Source organism: Pseudomonas sp. 10S5, from assembly GCF_035019745.1.
GTDB lineage: Bacteria > Pseudomonadota > Gammaproteobacteria > Pseudomonadales > Pseudomonadaceae > Aquipseudomonas.
On the sequence record NZ_JASJVL010000011.1, the window covers coordinates 48682 to 66509 of the forward strand.

The 17828-nt window shown below is 54.1% G+C and carries 20 protein-coding genes; 8 read left to right on the plus strand and 12 right to left on the minus strand.

What is annotated here, in order from left to right; genetic code table 11:
• Positions 1–5: 5 nt before the first annotated feature.
• The 3 genes from QN378_RS13755 to QN378_RS13765 all read right to left on the minus strand — a co-directional run bounded on the left by QN378_RS13755 (position 6) and on the right by QN378_RS13765 (position 1899).
• Positions 6–944, minus strand: coding sequence for a rhodanese-related sulfurtransferase (locus QN378_RS13755; RefSeq protein ID WP_322204981.1), 939 nt, complete (start codon positions 942–944; stop codon positions 6–8).
• Between the two features lie 103 nt (positions 945–1047).
• Positions 1048–1350, minus strand: a complete 303-nt coding sequence (locus QN378_RS13760) for a BolA family protein (RefSeq protein WP_322204982.1) — start codon at positions 1348–1350, stop codon at positions 1048–1050.
• Positions 1351–1365: 15 nt separating this feature from the next.
• Positions 1366–1899: a DUF2059 domain-containing protein gene (locus QN378_RS13765; RefSeq protein ID WP_322204983.1), complete on the minus strand. Its 534-nt coding sequence runs from the start codon at positions 1897–1899 to the stop codon at positions 1366–1368.
• A 185-nt stretch (positions 1900–2084) separates the two neighbouring features.
• Here QN378_RS13765 and QN378_RS13770 point away from each other — a divergent pair, with 185 nt between their 5' ends.
• Entirely contained in the window at positions 2085–3476 is a 1392-nt protein-coding gene (locus tag QN378_RS13770; RefSeq protein WP_323547117.1) for a class II fumarate hydratase, read from the plus strand.
• A 51-nt stretch (positions 3477–3527) separates the two neighbouring features.
• Here QN378_RS13770 and QN378_RS13775 read toward each other — a convergent pair whose 3' ends face one another.
• A complete protein-coding gene (locus QN378_RS13775; RefSeq protein WP_322204985.1) occupies positions 3528–4487 on the minus strand; it encodes a DMT family transporter in 960 nt (319 codons plus the stop codon).
• 227 nt (positions 4488–4714) lie between these two features.
• Here QN378_RS13775 and QN378_RS13780 point away from each other — a divergent pair, with 227 nt between their 5' ends.
• On the plus strand, positions 4715–4927 hold the full coding sequence (locus QN378_RS13780; protein WP_322204986.1) for a DUF6316 family protein: 213 nt from the start codon (positions 4715–4717) through the stop codon (positions 4925–4927).
• A gap of 2 nt (positions 4928–4929) precedes the next feature.
• Here the strand turns inward: QN378_RS13780 and QN378_RS13785 are convergent, their stop codons facing one another.
• Together QN378_RS13785 and QN378_RS13790 are read right to left on the minus strand one after the other, a co-directional pair.
• On the minus strand, positions 4930–5535 hold the full coding sequence (locus QN378_RS13785) for a tRNA-uridine aminocarboxypropyltransferase (RefSeq protein WP_322204987.1): 606 nt from the start codon (positions 5533–5535) through the stop codon (positions 4930–4932).
• An 8-nt stretch (positions 5536–5543) separates the two neighbouring features.
• Positions 5544–6443 carry a LysR family transcriptional regulator gene (locus QN378_RS13790; protein ID WP_322204988.1) on the minus strand — a complete coding sequence of 300 codons (900 nt, stop codon included), beginning with the start codon at positions 6441–6443 and terminating at the stop codon, positions 5544–5546.
• 198 nt (positions 6444–6641) lie between these two features.
• On the opposite strand from QN378_RS13790, the gene speB reads away from it, so the two are divergent.
• The 3 genes from speB (at position 6642) to QN378_RS13805 (ending at position 9508) form a co-directional block, all read left to right on the plus strand.
• Positions 6642–7592, plus strand: a complete 951-nt coding sequence (speB, locus tag QN378_RS13795; protein WP_322204989.1) for an agmatinase — start codon at positions 6642–6644, stop codon at positions 7590–7592.
• Between the two features lie 139 nt (positions 7593–7731).
• Positions 7732–9111 (plus strand): sodium:solute symporter, encoded by a 1380-nt coding sequence (locus QN378_RS13800; RefSeq protein ID WP_322204990.1) that lies wholly within the window; start codon positions 7732–7734, stop codon positions 9109–9111.
• A 136-nt stretch (positions 9112–9247) separates the two neighbouring features.
• A complete protein-coding gene (locus QN378_RS13805) occupies positions 9248–9508 on the plus strand; it encodes a hypothetical protein (RefSeq protein ID WP_322204991.1) in 261 nt (86 codons plus the stop codon).
• Between the two features lie 11 nt (positions 9509–9519).
• Here QN378_RS13805 and QN378_RS13810 read toward each other — a convergent pair whose 3' ends face one another.
• The 3 genes from QN378_RS13810 to QN378_RS13820 all read right to left on the minus strand — a co-directional run bounded on the left by QN378_RS13810 (position 9520) and on the right by QN378_RS13820 (position 12242).
• The gene (locus tag QN378_RS13810) at positions 9520–9642 is read right to left on the minus strand and encodes a PA1414 family protein (protein WP_322165608.1); all 123 of its coding nucleotides are present in this window, start codon (positions 9640–9642) and stop codon (positions 9520–9522) included.
• 180 nt (positions 9643–9822) lie between these two features.
• Positions 9823–11301 (minus strand): DNA recombination protein RmuC, encoded by a 1479-nt coding sequence (gene rmuC, locus QN378_RS13815; protein ID WP_407074051.1) that lies wholly within the window; start codon positions 11299–11301, stop codon positions 9823–9825.
• 629 nt (positions 11302–11930) lie between these two features.
• Positions 11931–12242 (minus strand): hypothetical protein, encoded by a 312-nt coding sequence (locus QN378_RS13820; protein ID WP_322204992.1) that lies wholly within the window; start codon positions 12240–12242, stop codon positions 11931–11933.
• Positions 12243–12390: 148 nt separating this feature from the next.
• On the opposite strand from QN378_RS13820, the gene QN378_RS13825 reads away from it, so the two are divergent.
• From QN378_RS13825 to QN378_RS13835, 3 genes are all read left to right on the plus strand, one after another.
• Entirely contained in the window at positions 12391–12615 is a 225-nt protein-coding gene (locus QN378_RS13825) for a hypothetical protein (protein ID WP_322204993.1), read from the plus strand.
• Between the two features lie 330 nt (positions 12616–12945).
• Positions 12946–13425: a hypothetical protein gene (locus QN378_RS13830; protein WP_322204994.1), complete on the plus strand. Its 480-nt coding sequence runs from the start codon at positions 12946–12948 to the stop codon at positions 13423–13425.
• A gap of 150 nt (positions 13426–13575) precedes the next feature.
• Positions 13576–14841 carry an OmpP1/FadL family transporter gene (locus QN378_RS13835; protein WP_322204995.1) on the plus strand — a complete coding sequence of 422 codons (1266 nt, stop codon included), beginning with the start codon at positions 13576–13578 and terminating at the stop codon, positions 14839–14841.
• A gap of 103 nt (positions 14842–14944) precedes the next feature.
• Here QN378_RS13835 and QN378_RS13840 read toward each other — a convergent pair whose 3' ends face one another.
• The 3 genes from QN378_RS13840 to QN378_RS13850 all read right to left on the minus strand — a co-directional run bounded on the left by QN378_RS13840 (position 14945) and on the right by QN378_RS13850 (position 17827).
• Entirely contained in the window at positions 14945–15496 is a 552-nt protein-coding gene (locus QN378_RS13840; RefSeq protein WP_322206911.1) for a glutathione peroxidase, read from the minus strand.
• A gap of 188 nt (positions 15497–15684) precedes the next feature.
• Positions 15685–16893 carry an MFS transporter gene (locus QN378_RS13845; protein WP_323547110.1) on the minus strand — a complete coding sequence of 403 codons (1209 nt, stop codon included), beginning with the start codon at positions 16891–16893 and terminating at the stop codon, positions 15685–15687.
• 202 nt (positions 16894–17095) lie between these two features.
• Positions 17096–17827: an adenosylcobinamide-GDP ribazoletransferase gene (locus QN378_RS13850; RefSeq protein WP_323547161.1), complete on the minus strand. Its 732-nt coding sequence runs from the start codon at positions 17825–17827 to the stop codon at positions 17096–17098.
• Position 17828 lies beyond the last annotated feature (1 nt).

A 17828-nucleotide genomic window follows, 5' to 3' on the forward strand; every position in this document is an offset into this window, starting at 1 on the left:
ATGGCTTAAGCCTCGGTTGGAAGACGGTAATTGCGACCAATGGGATGTGGCTCGTTTCGCGCTTTGGCCAGTTCGATCTGCTTCTGACGATCAATAGCGCTGCGTCGGGTTTTCTCGCTTAAGTTATCCCAACAGTGCGGGCAACTAATACCCGGCAAATAGTGTTCACTGTTGCGTTCATCAATGCTGATCGGCGTCCGACAAGCGTGACATTGGTCGTAATCACCTTCAGTCAGGTCGTGGCGCACGGTAACGCGATTGTCGAAAACAAAGCAGTCACCGCGCCACTGGCTTTCTTCTTGCGGGACTTTTTCCAGATATTTAAGGATGCCACCCTTGAGGTGATAGACCTCATCAAAGCCTTGGCTGAGCATGTAGCTCGAAGCTTTTTCACAGCGAATGCCGCCGGTGCAGAACATCGCGACTTTCTTGTGTTTGGCCGGATTGAAGTGAGCTTTGATGTAAGCCGGGAATTCACGAAAGCTAGTAGTCTTCGGGTCAATGGCGCCTTCAAAGGTGCCAATCGATACTTCATAGTCGTTGCGGGTATCGATCAGCAGAACTTCAGGGTCGCTGATTAGCGCATTCCAGTTTTCAGGGTCGACGTAGGTTCCGACCTGTTTGTTCGGGTCAACACCCTCAACGCCGAGCGTGACGATTTCTTTCTTGAGCTTGACCTTGGTCCGGTAGAACGGCTGATCGTCGCAATAAGATTCTTTGTGATCGATATCGTCCATGCGCGGATCATTTTTCAGCCAGGCCATCAAGCCGTCGATGCCTTCACGGCTACCGGAAATGGTGCCATTGATGCCTTCTTCGGCGATGAGCAAGGTGCCCTTGATGCCGTTGTCGACCATTGCTTGCTGCAAGGGCTCGCGCAGGTCAACGTAATCAGTGAGCGTGACGAATTTATACAGTGCCGCCACGACAATTTTTTGAGTCATGTTGCGTCTCCAGGTGGGTGCTCTCGCAAAGAGCCGACCCGATATAAAAAAAGCGCCGACTAAGCGGCGCGATCAAGATTCTAACAAAGTTTCTGCACTCCCTTCACCCTGAGTGCCCTCCACCGGCACAGGTGGGTGAATCGGGTGCGGCACCGATCTTTGCCCATTCTTCAGGCGTATAGGTGTGCAACGCCAACGCATGGAACTCGCCCATCAAATCGCCCAGCGCGGCATAGACCCTCTGGTGGCGTTTGACCGCATTCAAGCCAGTGAACTGATCGCTGACCAGCACTGCCTTGAAATGAGTCTGCAAGCCACGACTGTGCATGTGGCTTTCATCAAGCACTTTCAAGTGCTGCGGCTGAAAGGCGGCCAGCGTGGCTTCTATTCGCTGCTGCATGGTCATGTCGTCAGGCTTCGCTTAAGGCTTTTTGGCGGGTGCAGGAGGAGCAACGGCGTTCTTGCTCGGGTCCAGCTCATTGGTCATGTCGGCTAGCAGCTTATTGACAACAGGCACGGCGGCTTCCAGCTTGCCTTGAGTCAACTGAGCCGATTGCTGAGTCAGCTCAGGCATTTTAGTCAGCACTTTCTTGCCCAACGGGGACTGATAAAACGCAACCAGCTCCTTCAATTCGCCTTCAGTAAAGTTAGCGGTGTAAAGCTTGACCATATCAGGCTTGAGCTTGTCCCAACCGATGGACTGATCCAATGCAGCATTGGCCTTGGCCTGGTAAGTCTCAAGCAGAGCCTTTTTCGCCGCTGGGGCTTTGGATTCATCAAAGCGCTGCTGGAACATCTGCTGAACTTGCATGTACACCGGGGTGCCAAGCTTGTCGGCATGAGCCAGCTTGAGGAAAGTTTCGGCACTGGCGTTGTGGCTAGCGGTATCGGCAAAAACCTGGCCGCTGGCGCATACCAGAGCAACCGCAGTACAGATGGCACGAAGACGGGTCATCGAGTGTCCTTTATCATCTAGCAGGCGAGGCATAACCCCAAGGCCGGACATTCTGCGCTCATGTCAGCGTGTGGCTCAACCCCTGACTGCCTGAGTGGTTAGTTGGGGGCTAAAAAGGCCATCGAGGGAACCCATGAGGATTAACTAAGCCTAAACTGCGCAAACAGCCTAGAGGAGCAAGCCCGATGAGCCGTATCGAAACCGACAGCATTGGTCAGATCGACGTCCCCGATGATGCTTACTGGGGCGCCCAGACTCAACGCTCGTTGATCAACTTCGCTATTGGCGACCAGCGCATGCCGCTCGCGGTGTTGCACTCGTTGGCCCTGATCAAGAAAGCGGCCGCACGGGTCAATGACCGCAACGGTAGCCTGCCTGCTGACATTGCTCGCCTGATCGAACAGTCCGCTGACGAAGTGCTAGATGGCCAGCTGGATGAACAATTCCCGTTAGTGGTCTGGCAAACCGGCAGCGGCACCCAAAGCAATATGAACGTCAATGAAGTTATTGCCGGACGCGCTAACGAGCTGGCCGGCAACGGCCGTGGCGGTAAAATGCCGGTACACCCGAACGATCATGTAAACCGCTCGCAAAGCTCCAACGACTGCTTCCCGACGGCGATGCACATTGCCGCAGCGCAAGCAGTAAATGAGCATCTGCTGCCCGCTATTGTTCAATTGTCCGATGGATTAGCCGAGCAATCAGCGCGGCACATGAAGCTGGTCAAGACTGGCCGCACTCATATGATGGACGCGACGCCGATCACCTTTGGCCAAGAACTTTCGGCTTATGTGGCTCAACTTGATTATTCAGCGAAAGCCATTCGTCATACCTTGCCCGCCGTCTATGAATTGGCGCAAGGCGGCACCGCCGTAGGAACCGGTCTAAACGCGCCGCACGGATTTTCCGAGGCGGTTGCTGCCGAACTGGCCGCCCTTTCCGGTTTACCGTTTGTCACAGCACCGAACAAGTTCGCCGCCCTCGCAGGACATGAACCTCTGACCGCATTGTCTGGCGCGCTTAAAACCTTGGCGGTGACACTCATGAAAATCGCCAACGATCTGCGTTTGCTGGGTTCTGGCCCAAGAGCCGGGCTTGCCGAGGTCAAGTTGCCAGCTAACGAGCCTGGCAGTTCGATCATGCCGGGCAAGGTCAACCCGACCCAATGTGAAGCGCTGTCTATGCTCGCCTGCCAAGTGCTGGGCAATGACGTCACGATTGGTTTCGCTGCCAGTCAGGGCCATTTACAGTTAAACGTATTCAAGCCAGTAATCATCCACAACCTCCTGCAGTCGATTCGCTTGTTAGCCGATGGCTGCAATAACTTTCAGGAACATTGCGTCTCAGGCATGGAGCCTGATGCGGCGAAGATGGCTGAACACTTAGAGCGTGGTTTGATGCTGGTGACAGCCCTTAATCCGCACATTGGTTACGATAAATCAGCGCAAATCGCTAAAAAAGCCTACAGCGAGGGTTTAACCTTGCGCCAAGCGTCGTTAGCGTTAGGGTATCTGACGCAAGCAGAGTTCGATGCGTGGGTACGCCCCGAAAAAATGCTGGGAGCGGGTAATGACTGAAGTTATGCGGCGTACCCTCTGTGAGAGAGGGCACGTCTCATTTTTTTTGCTTTAAGCCTCAGCCAACCTCGCCCGTCGTGCCCGCAGGCCCGCGATCAAGGAAGGGCCTAGGGCGGTGAGTGCCGAGCCAAGCACTACCAATACTGCTCCGCTGTAACCCAATCCGTTTAGGTCTTCTGCCTGCACATAATCGGGCCATAACCAAGCCGCAGTTGCCACTGAAGCGAGGGTGACCAGAGGCGTCAGCGCCAGCGTGGCGCTGACTCGCGATGCCTCCCAATGCGCCAACGCTTCGGCAAATGCGCCATATGCCACCAACGTATTGAGGCAGCACGCTAACAATAACCAACCCTGTAACCGGCTAAGCTGCAAGGCTTCGGACGGGTGTGCCCAAGGCGTGATTAATAGCGCACAAAACAGGTAAATGATCATCATCACTTGCAGTGAATTCCAGACGGTGAGCAACTGCTTCTGACTTAATCCATAAAACGTCCAGACAGCTGACGCCAGTAATACCGTGAGTATTCCCGCCGTGTAATCACTTAACGAGGTCAACAGTTCCTCCAAGCGCTGGTTGAAGAACAGACCAAACCCCATCAACAACACCAGCAGCCCGATCCCCTGGCCAATACCGAAACGTTCCTTGAACAGAAAAATGCTGCTGATGAGCAATAAGATCGGCCCTACTTGAATAACCAACTGCGTAGTACCAGGGCTGAGCATTCTTAAACCGATCAGATAAAGCACATAGTTGCCAACCAATCCAAAAACAGACAATGCCAACAAAATCTTGCCCTTGCGGCCAAGGAGTTTGAAGCTGGGCAAACGCCTCACCGATGCTAGCCAGATGAATAACAGCGACCCTGAGACTAAAAGCCGGAACCACGTCACCGTGATGGGGTCCATCGCTTGGAGTACCTGCTTGAGTTTCACCGGCAGAACGCCCCACAGCACCGCTGTTACAAGAGCCAAAGACAAGCCATATAACCATCGGCCAGATGAAACATGCATGAGCGTGCTCTCTGTAAAGGCAAAAACGGAAAATGCAGCAGTGATCGCCATTCTAGGCGCGGATGAACGAACGACACAGTGACAGTTGAGAGGGGAGATTCCCGAAAACTGTGTTCCGTTCTCTGTGACGTGCGGCCGCTTGACGCTTTTGTGCCACTAATGGCCAGTTTCGAGTTACTGTTTTAGCCACTAGACTTATCAGAAGGTCCAGACTCAGGATATCGACCATGTTCGGAAAGCGCTTGCAAGACCCAATCCCTACCGTTCATTACCGCAGTGATCGTGTTTCGTTGGTTAATGGGAAGTACTTTTTCAGCACCCGGGAAAATACCCTGGAAGGCCCTTACTTCACTCGTATTGATGCTGAACGCGAGACGGAGGCATATATCAACCGGATGATCGAATCCAAGGCCGCCCGCCAGTCATCACTGAACGGCTGAAGCTATAGGTGGTGGCGCTGATAAGTATCTTCGCCCATTGCTGCAATTTGACCGTCGATCAACGCATCGAAGGGCCGTAAGAGCAGCGTGAATGTCTTGGGCGACTCTAGCGTATTGAGGGCCTGCGCGATGGCTTCTATGGTCGATAACGCACTTGGATCTGGCGCTTTGCGCAGCCGATAGCGCGAGGCAACGGCTTGCCCGATCGTAACCCTTGGTAGCGCTGCTAACGCAGGATTCATATGCAGTAACTTACGCGCTTTGCGCCACGTGCCATCCGGTACGACCAATAGCAGTGGATGATCATCTTTATATTCTGCGACATTCTGATAAGCGACCAATGCCTGCGCACCCTCCCCTGGAAACAGTAGCCGCGCGTGGTAACCCGGCCGATCTAACAATATCGGCAAATCATCGAATACCTCGCCTACAACCAACTCGGCATTGATGAGTCCCAACGCCGCTAGACGGGCGGTATTGAGGGCGTGGCCTACTTCGCTGGGATGCTGGAGAATCAGCACTCTAGTATGACTGTCGAGCTGCGGAATCAATGTACACAGGCAGTGAGTCTCGGGACGCAGACAACGAGCGCATTGGGTACGGGACATAGTATTTCTCAGCTCTGCTGTTGATTGAGCTGCGTTTTCAGCAGATCACGGAAAGTCTGGATCAACGGCTCACGGCTGCGGCCACGGCGCACAATCATCGAAAACGGCGCCTGATAGCCAAAGGTCGCGGGCAACAGCACCCGTAGATGACCTGAGTCGGCCCACGCTTGCGCATAGTGCTCGGGCAAATAACCAATGTATGCGCCTGACAGCACCAATATTAGCTGGGCCTCCATACTTTCCACTGTAGCTGCGCTGTGTTTGAAACCGTGTCGCGCCAGCTCCGCTTGGCTCCAGTAACCCCGACCAACCATACGCTGCTGTGCGATGACCGGCTCGGGAACACGTCGCTCGCTAAACAAGGGATGGCGGTTGCTGCAATAAAGCCAGTGTTGCTCGCGATAGAGCGGCTGATAAACCAGTCCACTCATTCGCGTAGAGAACGCGCCTATCGCCAGGTCGAGTCGATTGTCCTGGACACCGAGTTGCAACTCATACGGACTCATAACCGACAGGTGTAAATGCACGGCCGGGTGTTCTTGACTGTAGGCGCCAATAGCTTCGGCGAAGGGCAACGCTCGATCACTCACGGTGGAATCAATCACGCCCAGATTAAGCGTTCCGCGCAGCTCGCCCTTGAGGGACGCCGCGTACTGCTCGAAACCTTCAAGCTCACCCAGCAGGCGCAAGGTTTCCTGATGAAACAACTCGCCCTTGCTGGTCAAACTGAATCCGCCACGCCCTCGATGGCAAAGTATCAGACCCAAGGCCGTCTCTAGCTGGCTCATGTACGTACTAATGGCCGAAGTAGAGAGGTTAAGTTCTTGCTGGGCGCTGGAAAACCCCTGGTGACGCACCACGCTGGCGAAGATACGCAGGAGTTTCAGGTCGGGTAACGTGCTGGCCATTAAAAATCCGTAGGCGTGATCAAATGAGTACCAGACTCCTACAGAAGAGAGTGGAATCTAAGGTGAGGAGGCCAAAAAACAGACTTAGTTTAGCGTTAGTTCCGATTTCTCTGAACTAAGTATTTTGCGTCAGCGATTCTTTCCACAGGCCAGCCTTTGCACAATCAACCTACACGACAATAACGATGAGGCAATCCTGTGGAAAAGATTTTGCACCAACCACTGGGCGGGAATGAAATGCCGCGTTTCGCCGGTATCGCCACCATGATGCGTTTACCTCACTTGCAGTCGGCGGCTGGCTTGGATGCCGCTTTCATCGGCGTCCCGCTTGACATCGGTACGTCGCTGCGCCCCGGCACTCGCTTCGGGCCACGTGAAATTCGTGCCGAGTCCGTGATGATTCGCCCCTACAACATGGCTACTGGCGCTGCTCCGTTCGATTCGCTTTCCGTGGCCGATATCGGCGATGTGGCGATCAATACCTTCAATTTGCTGGACGCCGTACGCATCATCGAGGAATCCTATGACCAGATCCTCGAACACAATGTCATCCCGCTGACCCTGGGCGGCGATCACACCATCACATTGCCCATCTTGCGGGCGATGCATAAAAAGCACGGCAAAGTCGGGTTGGTGCATATCGACGCCCATGCTGACGTCAATGACCATATGTTCGGCGAGAAAATTGCTCACGGCACGACGTTCCGCCGCGCGGTAGAAGAAGGCCTGCTCGATTGTCAGCGGGTTGTTCAGATCGGTTTGCGAGCTCAGGGATATACCGCTGAAGACTTCAACTGGAGTCGCAAACAAGGCTTCCGCGTGGTCCAGGCCGAAGAGTGCTGGCACAAATCTCTGTCCCAACTGATGGAAGAAGTCCGCGAAAAAGTCGGGGGCGGCCCGGTTTATCTCAGCTTCGATATCGACGGTATCGATCCGGCCTGGGCGCCAGGTACTGGCACTCCTGAAATCGGTGGTTTGACTACAATTCAGGCCATTGAAATCATCCGGGGCTGCCAAGGTCTTGAATTGGTCGGATGCGATCTGGTAGAAATCTCGCCGCCTTATGACACCACCGGTAATACCTCATTGCTGGGCGCCAACTTGCTTTACGAAATGCTTTGCGTGTTGCCTGGCGTAGCGCACCGCTGAAACATCACAGCCTGATTCCGCTACACGATCGACTGGGCTTCCTCGAATGCAAGCAATTTGCCGGCGGGGGCGTCTGAATGAAGACTGCGCTCGACAGTCGACGAACCACTATAAAAATAATGATTGGAGACACCCTGCCATGGCTTTAGATATTTTCGTTGTCCTCATATATGCCGCCGGCATGTTGGTGCTCGGCTGGTACGGTATGCGCAAAGCAAAAACTCACGAAGACTACTTGGTCGCAGGACGCAACCTCGGCCCCACTTTGTATATGGGCACGATGGCCGCCACAGTACTCGGTGGCGCGTCAACGGTTGGCACCGTTCGCCTGGGTTACGTCCACGGGATTTCCGGTTTTTGGCTATGCGCAGCCTTGGGCCTGGGCATTATCGCGCTCAACTTGTTTCTTGCTAAACCGCTACTTAAATTACGCATTTTTACCGTCACTCAAGTGTTGGAAAAACGCTACAACGCGACGGCCCGCCAGGCCAGTGCAGTGATCATGCTCGCCTATGCACTGATGATCGGCGTGACCTCGATTCTGGCCATAGGCACAGTGATGCAAGTGTTATTCGGGTTGCCATTTTGGGTGTCGGTATTACTCGGCGGTGGCGTGGTGGTGGTGTATTCGGCGATTGGTGGCATGTGGTCACTGACTCTGACCGATATTGTCCAGTTCGTGATCAAGACCGTCGGCCTGATGTTCATCCTATTACCCATCTGCCTGTACCGCGTTGGCGGTTGGGACCAGTTGGTGGCCAAGCTTCCAGCGTCGAGTTTCAGCTGGACGACTATTGGCTGGGACACGATCATCACTTACTTCTTGATTTACTTTTTCGGAATCCTGATCGGCCAGGACATCTGGCAGCGCGTGTTCACTGCGCGCACGGACAAAATCGCCAAATACGCAGGGACCGTCGCAGGTGTGTACTGCATTTTTTATGGCTTGGCCTGCGCGCTGATCGGCATGGCTGCCCACGTTTTACTGCCCAATCTGGACAATGTTAACAACGCTTTTGCGGCCATTGTTAAAGTCTCACTGCCCGATGGCGTGCGTGGTTTGGTGATCGCTGCTGCGTTGGCGGCCATGATGTCCACCGCCAGTGCTGGCCTGCTTGCAGCATCGACCACTCTGACCGAAGACCTGCTGCCACGCTTGCGTGGCGGCAGACAATCGAGCCTGGGCGTCAACCGGCTGTTCACTGCGTTGACAGGCTTGGCAGTACTCGCTATTGCGCTGGTAGTTCATGACGTGATAAGCGCGCTGACTCTAGCCTACAACCTGTTGGTAGGCGGCATGCTGGTTCCATTGATTGGTGCGATTTACTGGAAACGGGCGACCACCGCAGGCGCGATAACCAGCATGGTCCTCGGGTTTTTGACGGCGTTGGCTTTTATGCTCAAGGACGGATTCGATGCCAACACACCGATTTACTACAGCTTATCGGTGGGCCTGATCAGTTTCGTAGTGGTCAGCCTGTTGTCACCGCGACCGGCAGCCGTCGCGCAGCCTATTTAAGGCGCAAAGCCCCTGGAGTTACCCTGTGGTTGCTGCGCCTCGGCCAACAATCACAGAGTGAGCTAGCCTTACTGACGAGGGCCTTGGGCAGGAAAGTACGAGGCTCATTTCTGTCAGTGACGGAAGCGGAATTGTCATGGAGCGACTAGATATTCAGCAACACCTCTACAACACGCTGGGCGTGATGCTAATTGACAAGCAAGAAATTCACGAAAACGCAACGCTCAAAGACTTGGCGTTGGAACACCCCGAGATCGAGGATCTGCTCGATCGACTGGAATCCGAGTTTGATATCGTCTTTCCCACCCGAATCAAAGTCCGAATCCACAAGGCGCCTGAATACCTAACGCTGCAAATTCTAGTGGATGTGATTCTGGTACTCACCGGAACCGATTGAATGCCGAGCAGCTATCGACGAGGGCGCCGACGCTCTTCATCCGTACGAACCGGGATAGGCTGTAGCTTTGGCCGCTCGATCAGGCCAAGGGCAACGCCGAAATCATGGAGCCATTCTTGCAATTTACTGTTCATAACGCCCCCCTTCAGGGAAATGCTCCGCGACTGACATACGCCTTGCCGCGTCTTACTAATCATAGTGCGATGTCGTACTTTACGCCTGCTTCCGAATGTCGCGGGAAGAATTTGTGACATAACGTCTCAACGACTAAGCCACTCGTCGACTAGTACAGCCGCAATTCAGCAATTTTCATTTCACTCCGGCAACTGCCGTCCACCGTCTTCGTCGGTCATGGCTTTTTCCAGCAAATCAGCGGGAAGGTTTTTACTGGCGCGCGCGCCGAGCAACTTCAATTGCTCGCTGCGGCTGACCAGATTACCCCGGCCATCAGTCAGCTTGTTACGAGCTGCACCGTAGGCTTTATCGAGTTGCTGCAAGCGATTGCCCACTTCGTCCAGGTCCTGGATAAACAACACAAACTTGTCGTAGAGCCAGCCCGCACGCTCTGCAATTTCGCGGGCGTTCTGGCTTTGCCGCTCTTGCTTCCATAAGCTGTCAATCACGCGCAGTGTCGCAAGCAAGGTAGTCGGACTGACAATAACGATATTACGGTCGAACGCTTCTTGAAACAGGTTCGGCTCCGCTTGCAGCGCAGCAGAAAAGGCCGCCTCGATGGGCACAAACAGCAGGACGAAATCTAGGCTGTGCAGACCTTCGAGACGCTTGTAATCCTTGCCTGAGAGGCCTTTGACATGGTTACGCAAGGACAGCACGTGTTGTTTCAGCGCAGCTTGGCCTATCTCCTCATCATCGGCTGATACGTATTGCTGATACGCAGTCAAGCTGACCTTGGCGTCTACCACTACTTGCTTATCGCCAGGCAGCATAATCAAAACATCCGGCTGAAAACGCTCGCCGTCCGGCCCTTTAAGGCTGACCTGAGTTTGATATTCACGGCCTTTTTCCAAACCAGCGTGTTCCAAAACTCGCTCAAGAATCAGCTCGCCCCAGTTACCTTGAGTTTTTTGCCCTTTGAGCGCGCGCGTGAGGTTGGTAGCTTCATCGCTTAGACGCTGATTCAGCTGCTGGAGACGCTCCAGCTCCTTACCAAGCGAAAACCGCTCACGCGCTTCCTGCTGATAACTTTCCTCAACGCGTTTTTCAAACAACTGAATGCGTTCTTTTAACGGATTGAGCAACTGCCCAAGTTGTTGCTGACTCGTTTCAGCAAAACGCTGCTCCCGTTCGTCGAATATCTTGCTGGCCAATTCGGCAAATTGCGCACGCAATTCATCCCTTGATCCTTGAAGATCGCTTAAGCGCTGCTGATGGCTTTCCTGTTGCTCGCGTAACTCGGCGTCCAGCGATGCACACCGCGCACCCAGATGTCGAAGCTCAGACTCTTTACTCGCTTTCTCCAGATTCCAGTTTTGGGCAACGTCGCGCGCAAAGGCACGGTCCTGCTGCAATAGCTCAACCTCGCGACGCGTAGCTGCAAGGTCTGCTTGCTTTGCGGCGTTAGCGTGGCTCAAGTCACTGATTTCGTCGCGAGAAGCGTCAAGTTGAGCATTGAGGCCGGCCTGCGCCATTTGCGCGGTAATCAAGCGCTCGTCAAGCAAGGCAGCCTCGACGAGCTGTCGAGCTAGCCGCCGCTGCAGTTGCCACGCAAGCGCCAATAATGGCAACGCCGCCACACCCAGGCCTAGCCATACGCTGGTCAGCTCCAAAGCCATAAGAACTCCAAAACACCATCATCGAACGGGCCAGGCAAGGATACCCGCCGTTTTTGGTCACGGCGGTTCATATCCGCCGCGGGCGTGAATAAAAGCGCGCGACTGTACGCTATTTTCCAACGGAGTAAAGTCCACAACCAAATTCACCAGCACAGTGCGACATTGGTAATCATCCCAAAGACTTAATAGCGAAAATTTATACCTGTCTCCCTCTTAAAAAATGATTCCGATTTATATAATGCCGATTTGTAAAAAAACACGTGGCACCCCCGAGCTAGAGCAAGCGCTTGGGACAATCCACAGAAGCTGTGGATAACTCAGTGGACAACCCGCCTTAAACCCTCGCTAACGCAGGTGATACGGGGCCTGCGTTTAAACTGACGATTTTTTCACCAGTAAAAAAAGACGATATTTTTCATTGACTTAATTATTTGTACAATAAAACAAACCTTGGTCGTCTCGCTAAATAACGTCATTACAGAAATGAAGGGCCATGTGTGCAAATCGATTACCGGAAGTTATAACAAGGTCGATTTACCGGCAAAGGCTTGTCCGCAAGCGGTACGACGCCACAGCACTGTCGGGGGATCGAGAAGATCATTTGCATTATTTATAAGGAGGCTCTTCCCTTAATTGAATCGATCCGTTAGAATCCGCGCCGTTAGTACCAAGCTGAAAGTCAATTCTGGTCGAACAAATCCCTCGGCAAAAGCGTTTAGAACGTGAAAATATTGCTGAACAAAGGGATCGACCACCTCGATGGTTTCCAGGCGTGAACTCGATACACTGCCTTCCTCAATAACAGGAAGGGTGTTAGCAGCTCTGATGACCTGACAAAACCAGCCTGCAAATTGATCAGGATCTCCACCTCTGGCGTCGAACCTTTGCCATTGTTGTGCCGCCTGCCCTCCTAAGTACCTACCGGTCAGTCCGAGCGCCATACGATTAAGCGCGCTTCAGCTGTCTGCTTTGTTCCAGTCAGGTTAATTCGCCTTACCACGTGTATTTGTATGCACGGGCCCGCGTTTACTGGAACCTTTTATTTTTGCACGGTTCTATGCTGTGTCGCTTGTTAGGAAACACCCAACCATGACTACTCATACCCAGACCCAGGACGCCATTCGCACCCTGACTAACGCTTTTGCTCCGATGAACTGCCTTATCATGGCCGCTCGCAAAGGCTGTTTCAGTTTCACCATCGTCAATGAACACGGTATCGCTCGTCACAGCGAACGCCTGTATCCCGATCAGTATTCCAGCGCAGAGCCGCTGCAAGCCGTGATCGAACGCACCCGCCAGGCCCTGGTTGCCTGATGCAGTGACGCCTTGGCTGCTTGAAGCAGCCATCCACGAAGCCTCGCCCTTCAAAGCGGGGCTTTTTATTGGCAGCGATTTGACACATCGCGCGAATTTCTACCCTTTCACTTTACGCACACCTTGGCATTAGCTAAGCACCAAGAGATATATGAAGGATATTTGGCGGCGGTAAATGTTTTAAAAACAGTCTTTTACGGGCGCAATTTGACACTACACTTCAACTTAAGCGGCTAATAGCTGCTTCCGGCGGGTTCTATCCGATCCACTGCTGCCAAGCACCAGAGCCACGCCGGCCACTACGCAGTCCAAAGATGCCAAGAGGGCTTTATGGGAATCGCTGCCAGTGAGTTGAGTCAACATGTCATCCGTCCCACGTTGATCTATCTCGGTTGCCATAGCCTCTGTGCTGAGTCCTTACTGCTCGGAGTTGCTGCCAGCCAATCGGCGCTGGGTGACGCGCTCGATAGCCGTCGAGGTCATGGGCTCTACCGCATCACCGAATCACGTCATCAGCAGCTTTGGGACAACTATCTGGCGCTAGACCCGGATAGAGCTAGCCTGGTTCGCGGTCTCGCCAGTCAGCACGCTTTTCTAAAAGGCCCTCACCTAGAACTCACGGTCAATATGCGTTATGCCACCGCCATTGCTTGGTTGCTCATCGAGGCACAAGGGTCACCCTTACCTGCGACTTGCGATGTGTTGAGCATGGCCAGAATCTGGCGTCAGACGTTCCAACCTCAAGGTCGTTTGCGCGACTTCGCGATGGCTTGGCAAAATTGTGTAACTTCACGTCAGCAACTTGCTTGAAATTTCCGTCGACTGGACGGATTCACTGCGAATCAACGCAGTTTGGGCAAATTGTCCTACAAAAAGGCTCTATCTCGGGCAATTCAGACTATAGCGCTAAGGCGAAAATCTTGGTAATTTCCGCCCGGTGATCAACAAGGAGTTCTAATAATGAAAAAAGTAATGCTCAAGACCACACTTAGCCTCGCTGTAGGCCTTATCTCCACCCAGCTCTTTGCAAGCGGCTTCGCCCTCAACGAACAAAGCGTTAGTGGAATGGGAACCGGTTTTGCTGGACGCTCCTCCGCCGCTGAAGATGCGAGCACTATTGTCGGTAACCCGGCCGGTATGTCGAAGATCAAGCGCGAACAAGTCAGCTTGGGAGCGGCTGCTATCGATGCCAGCACCGACCTCAAACACACCAGCGGCCAACCTGGCAGCACCAACAATGGCGACATGGTTCCGTTTACCGTTGTGCCTTTTGGTTACTACGTTAAACCGATCGACGAGCACTGGGCCTTTGGTTTGGGCATCTATGCACCGTTCGGCCTCGTGACCGACTACGAAAAAAGCTTCCAGGGTCGCTATTACGGTGACAAGAGCAAGGTCTCGGTCATCACGGTTCAACCCACCGTCAGCTATGCATTCAACGACTACGTATCGATCGGTATCGGTCCGACCTTCAACCACATCAAAGGTGAGTTGACCTCGGCCATACAATTGAATCCTGCCGGCACCAACGATGGCAAAGCGCGCATCAATGGTGAAGACAACGCCTGGGGTTACAACGTCGGTATCCTCGTCACGCCGACTGCGACCACCAACTTAGGCTTGACCTACCACTCCAAGGTTAGCTACGGCCTGGAAGGTAACACCAAGTACTCTGGCGCGAATTTCGGCCCTAACGGCCTTAAGTTCGACGGCGGCCTGGATCTGACCACGCCAGAATCGGTTGACTTCTCGATCACCCAGAAGCTCAACCAAGACTGGACTGTGTACGCTGGCAGCACCTGGACACGTTGGAGCCGCCTCAAAGACATCACCGTCAACAACGAAGGTGTTCCAGCGCAGCTGGGCGGTAACGCGGGTCCTCTTGGAACGATTAGCGAGCCGGAAAACTGGCACAACACCTGGGCTCACGCCATCGGTGCTTCTTACCAGTTGAACAAAGAGATCGTGCTGCGTGCCGGTTTCTCGGTTGACCAATCGCCTACCAACAACGTTAATCGTTCGGTACGGATTCCAACAGGCGACCGCCGCATATTCAGCTTGGGCGCTGGCTGGAGCCCAACCGATAACATCACCATCGACGTTGCTTATTCTTACTTGAAAGAAGAAAGCGTGTCGGTCAATGACACCGGTAAGGGCGCGCCCTATAACGCCACGTACCACAACAGCGCCAACGGCTTCGGTTCGTCTGTGACTTACCGCTTCTGATGCTCCCATTCGCGGTAGGCTGAAAAGCCTAACAGGCGAATACGAGAAAGCCCTACCGCCAGTCATGGCGGTAGGGCTTTTTCATGGCTGCGTTTTAACCGGCTCAAGGCTTGGACGCGATAGCCTTCTCGACAGCAGCAATCATCGCGGGATCATCCGGCTTGGTTAGGCTGGAAAAATTCGCGATCACATTGCCCTGCCGGTCGATGACGTATTTATAGAAATTCCAACGCGGCGCGCTGCTTTGTTCAGCTAGCACTTTGAATAGATGCGTTGCGTCAGGCCCCTTGACCGTTTGCGGATCGGTCATGGTGAAGGTCACACCATAATTCACATAACAAACCTTGGCGGTTTCGGCGCCATCTTTTGACTCCTGCTTGAAGTCGTTTGATGGCACGCCAATCACTTCAAGACCCTCCGATTTGTAGCGTTGGTTCAAGGCCTCAAGACTTTTAAACTGAGGTGCGAATCCACAAAAGCTCGCGGTGTTAACCACCACAAGGGGCTTGCCCTCAAAACGCTTGCATAGGTCGATATTTTCTTTAGCGCGCAATTTCGGTAGCTCACCCTGCAATAGCGGGGGGCATTCGGCGGCCATTGCCGTTCCGCTAATCGCGAACAGCAATACCGGAAGTGAAAACCAATGAATTGTCATGACAGCATCCCTTGCATCGTAGAGGTCAATGTGCCTGAAAAATAAAATACTCCTTGCCGCTTAACCTGCCTAGCACAGGCTCATCCCCAGCTGCAGCGCGCCCAAGCCGACACGCTGCCAGCCCCACCACACCAACGCCAGCAGCACAACCCCAAGGGTCATGCTAGCGATCCAAGGCCAGAGCCTGTTCACGCGGGGCTGCCTATAGCCTGCAACCGCGCCACAGGCCGCTCGCGCACCGGCCAGTTCAGGGCGGCGGCCAGTACACTGAGCAAAATCGAAACCTGCCAGATCAAATCGTAGCTCCCAGTGCGGTCATACACGACACCACCCAACCAACCACCCAGGAAGGCGCCCAACTGGTGGAATAAGAAAACGATACCGCCGAGCATCGACAAATTACGCACCCCGAACAATGTCGCGACGGTACCGTTTGTCAGCGGCACGGTAGACAGCCACAGTAGCCCCATGGTGACACCGAACAGGTAGGCGGTAGTTTCAGTCACCGGCACCCACACAAACACGGTAATTACTACTGCGCGCAACAGGTACAAACTGGTCAGCAAACGCGGCTTGGATATACGTCCGCCGAGCCAACCGGCGGTGTAAGTGCCAAATACATTAAACAAACCGATCAGCGCTAGCACGGTTGTGCCAACTTTGGCAGGCAGGTGTTGGTCAACCAGGTAAGAGGGCAGATGCACGCCAATAAACACCACTTGGAAACCGCAGACAAAAAATCCCAAGGCCAGGAGCCAAAAACCCGAATGGGTGCATGCTTCGTGCAACGCTTCACGCAGTGTCTGCTCGCCACCGGTCTTGGGCAATGGCACATCCTTGAGCATGGTTACTAACGGCAGGATCAAGGCCACGAGCAAGCCCAGCGCCAACAATGCGGCGGACCAGCCGAGCCAACCAATCAGGCCAAGAGTACCGGGGAGCATGGCGAATTGGCCAAACGAGCCTGCCGCGCTGGCAACGCCCATGCCCATGCTGCGTTTCTCGGCAGGCAGTGCCCGACCTACCACCCCGAGGATCACCGAGAATGAGGTACCTGACAGGCCGATACCGATCAGTAAACCTGCGCTCAGTGATAACGACAGCGGCGAATCGGCCATGCCCATGCAGGCCAACCCCAGCGCATAAAGCACGCCTCCGACAAACACCACCTTCGAGGCACCAAATCGGTCTGCAAGCGCGCCGGCAAAAGGTTGGGCCAAGCCCCATATCAAGTTTTGAAATGCGATGGCGAACGCAAAAACCTCACGACCCCAGCCGAACTGCGCACTCATCGGCGCTAGAAACAAACCAAAACCGTGCCGCACGCCCAAGGACAACGCAAGAATTAGCGCACTCCCCAGTAAAACCCATCCACTGGCACGCAAAGCCGATGTCATTTTTCATTCTCCGACCTAATTAGGCTTATATGCCCGCAAGACAAGTGCAAGAAATTACCGGTGGATGGAGGGGGGTGTCAATAATTCCTGTAGGAGATGCCACCCGTCATCGACGCCGCGATGTCGCGCAACAAACCCACACCACGTAGGTAGCTGCCGAAGGCTGCGATAAGGTTCGAAGTATTGGCTCCGGTTCAGATATTTAAACCAACGCCAGAACCACCAGAACCGCCATTTCCAGCAACTCCAACAGCGCGCCCGCCGTGTCGCCGGTGCTGCCACCGAGCCGACGCAGCATCAGATGCCGCAGCCAGAAGAAGCAGACGCCTGCCGTCAGCAGTGCAATCAGGCCACTGAACCCCGCCACCAACAGGCAGCCCATCGCACTGATCAACAGCACCTGCCTTCCCATCGTGCGGGGAAGGTGATCAGCCAACGCTTGCCCTAACCCGCCCGCACGCACGTAAGGCGTGCCAAGGAACAAACCGAGCATGGCGCTACGGCCAATGACCGGGGCCAATAACAGGCCTACGCTGCGATGGCTTTCGATTAACGCCATCAGCGCACAGAATTTCAGCAGTAGCACCATCACCAAGGTAATCACCGCAATCGGTCCGCTGCGGGGATCTTTCATGATGCTCAGCGTACGCTCGCGGTCTCCGAAGCCCCCCAGCCAAGCATCAGCGCTGTCAGCCAGGCCGTCGAGGTGCAATCCGCCGCTGAGCAAAACCCAAGCGGTCAGTAACAGCGCGGCGTGCAACATCAATGGCGCACCGGCCAAGAGGCTGTCGAGGACCATCAACAGCAAGCCAAACACAACGCCTACCAACGGATAGAACAACAATGAGCGGCCCAACTCTTCAGATTTCGGCATGTCGGGCAAACGAATTGGCAAGCTGCTGAGAAATTGTAGGGCAATCCACATTGGCAACAGA

What these genes read in the sequence shown, in the direction of transcription:
- QN378_RS13755 (WP_322204981.1), bottom strand. Translation starts at nt 944, where the DNA reads ATGACTCAAAAAATTGTCGTGGCGGCACTGTATAAATTCGTCACGCTC.
- QN378_RS13760 (WP_322204982.1), bottom strand. Translation starts at nt 1,350, where the DNA reads ATGACCATGCAGCAGCGAATAGAAGCCACGCTGGCCGCCTTTCAGCCG.
- QN378_RS13765 (WP_322204983.1), bottom strand. Translation starts at nt 1,899, where the DNA reads ATGACCCGTCTTCGTGCCATCTGTACTGCGGTTGCTCTGGTATGCGCC.
- QN378_RS13770 (WP_323547117.1), top strand. Translation starts at nt 2,085, where the DNA reads ATGAGCCGTATCGAAACCGACAGCATTGGTCAGATCGACGTCCCCGAT.
- QN378_RS13775 (WP_322204985.1), bottom strand. Translation starts at nt 4,487, where the DNA reads ATGCATGTTTCATCTGGCCGATGGTTATATGGCTTGTCTTTGGCTCTT.
- QN378_RS13780 (WP_322204986.1), top strand. Translation starts at nt 4,715, where the DNA reads ATGTTCGGAAAGCGCTTGCAAGACCCAATCCCTACCGTTCATTACCGC.
- QN378_RS13785 (WP_322204987.1), bottom strand. Translation starts at nt 5,535, where the DNA reads ATGTCCCGTACCCAATGCGCTCGTTGTCTGCGTCCCGAGACTCACTGC.
- QN378_RS13790 (WP_322204988.1), bottom strand. Translation starts at nt 6,443, where the DNA reads ATGGCCAGCACGTTACCCGACCTGAAACTCCTGCGTATCTTCGCCAGC.
- QN378_RS13800 (WP_322204990.1), top strand. Translation starts at nt 7,732, where the DNA reads ATGGCTTTAGATATTTTCGTTGTCCTCATATATGCCGCCGGCATGTTG.
- QN378_RS13805 (WP_322204991.1), top strand. Translation starts at nt 9,248, where the DNA reads ATGGAGCGACTAGATATTCAGCAACACCTCTACAACACGCTGGGCGTG.
- QN378_RS13810 (WP_322165608.1), bottom strand. Translation starts at nt 9,642, where the DNA reads ATGAACAGTAAATTGCAAGAATGGCTCCATGATTTCGGCGTTGCCCTT.
- rmuC (WP_407074051.1), bottom strand. Translation starts at nt 11,301, where the DNA reads ATGGCTTTGGAGCTGACCAGCGTATGGCTAGGCCTGGGTGTGGCGGCG.
- QN378_RS13820 (WP_322204992.1), bottom strand. Translation starts at nt 12,242, where the DNA reads ATGGCGCTCGGACTGACCGGTAGGTACTTAGGAGGGCAGGCGGCACAA.
- QN378_RS13825 (WP_322204993.1), top strand. Translation starts at nt 12,391, where the DNA reads ATGACTACTCATACCCAGACCCAGGACGCCATTCGCACCCTGACTAAC.
- QN378_RS13830 (WP_322204994.1), top strand. Translation starts at nt 12,946, where the DNA reads ATGGGAATCGCTGCCAGTGAGTTGAGTCAACATGTCATCCGTCCCACG.
- QN378_RS13835 (WP_322204995.1), top strand. Translation starts at nt 13,576, where the DNA reads ATGAAAAAAGTAATGCTCAAGACCACACTTAGCCTCGCTGTAGGCCTT.
- QN378_RS13840 (WP_322206911.1), bottom strand. Translation starts at nt 15,496, where the DNA reads ATGACAATTCATTGGTTTTCACTTCCGGTATTGCTGTTCGCGATTAGC.
- QN378_RS13845 (WP_323547110.1), bottom strand. Translation starts at nt 16,893, where the DNA reads ATGACATCGGCTTTGCGTGCCAGTGGATGGGTTTTACTGGGGAGTGCG.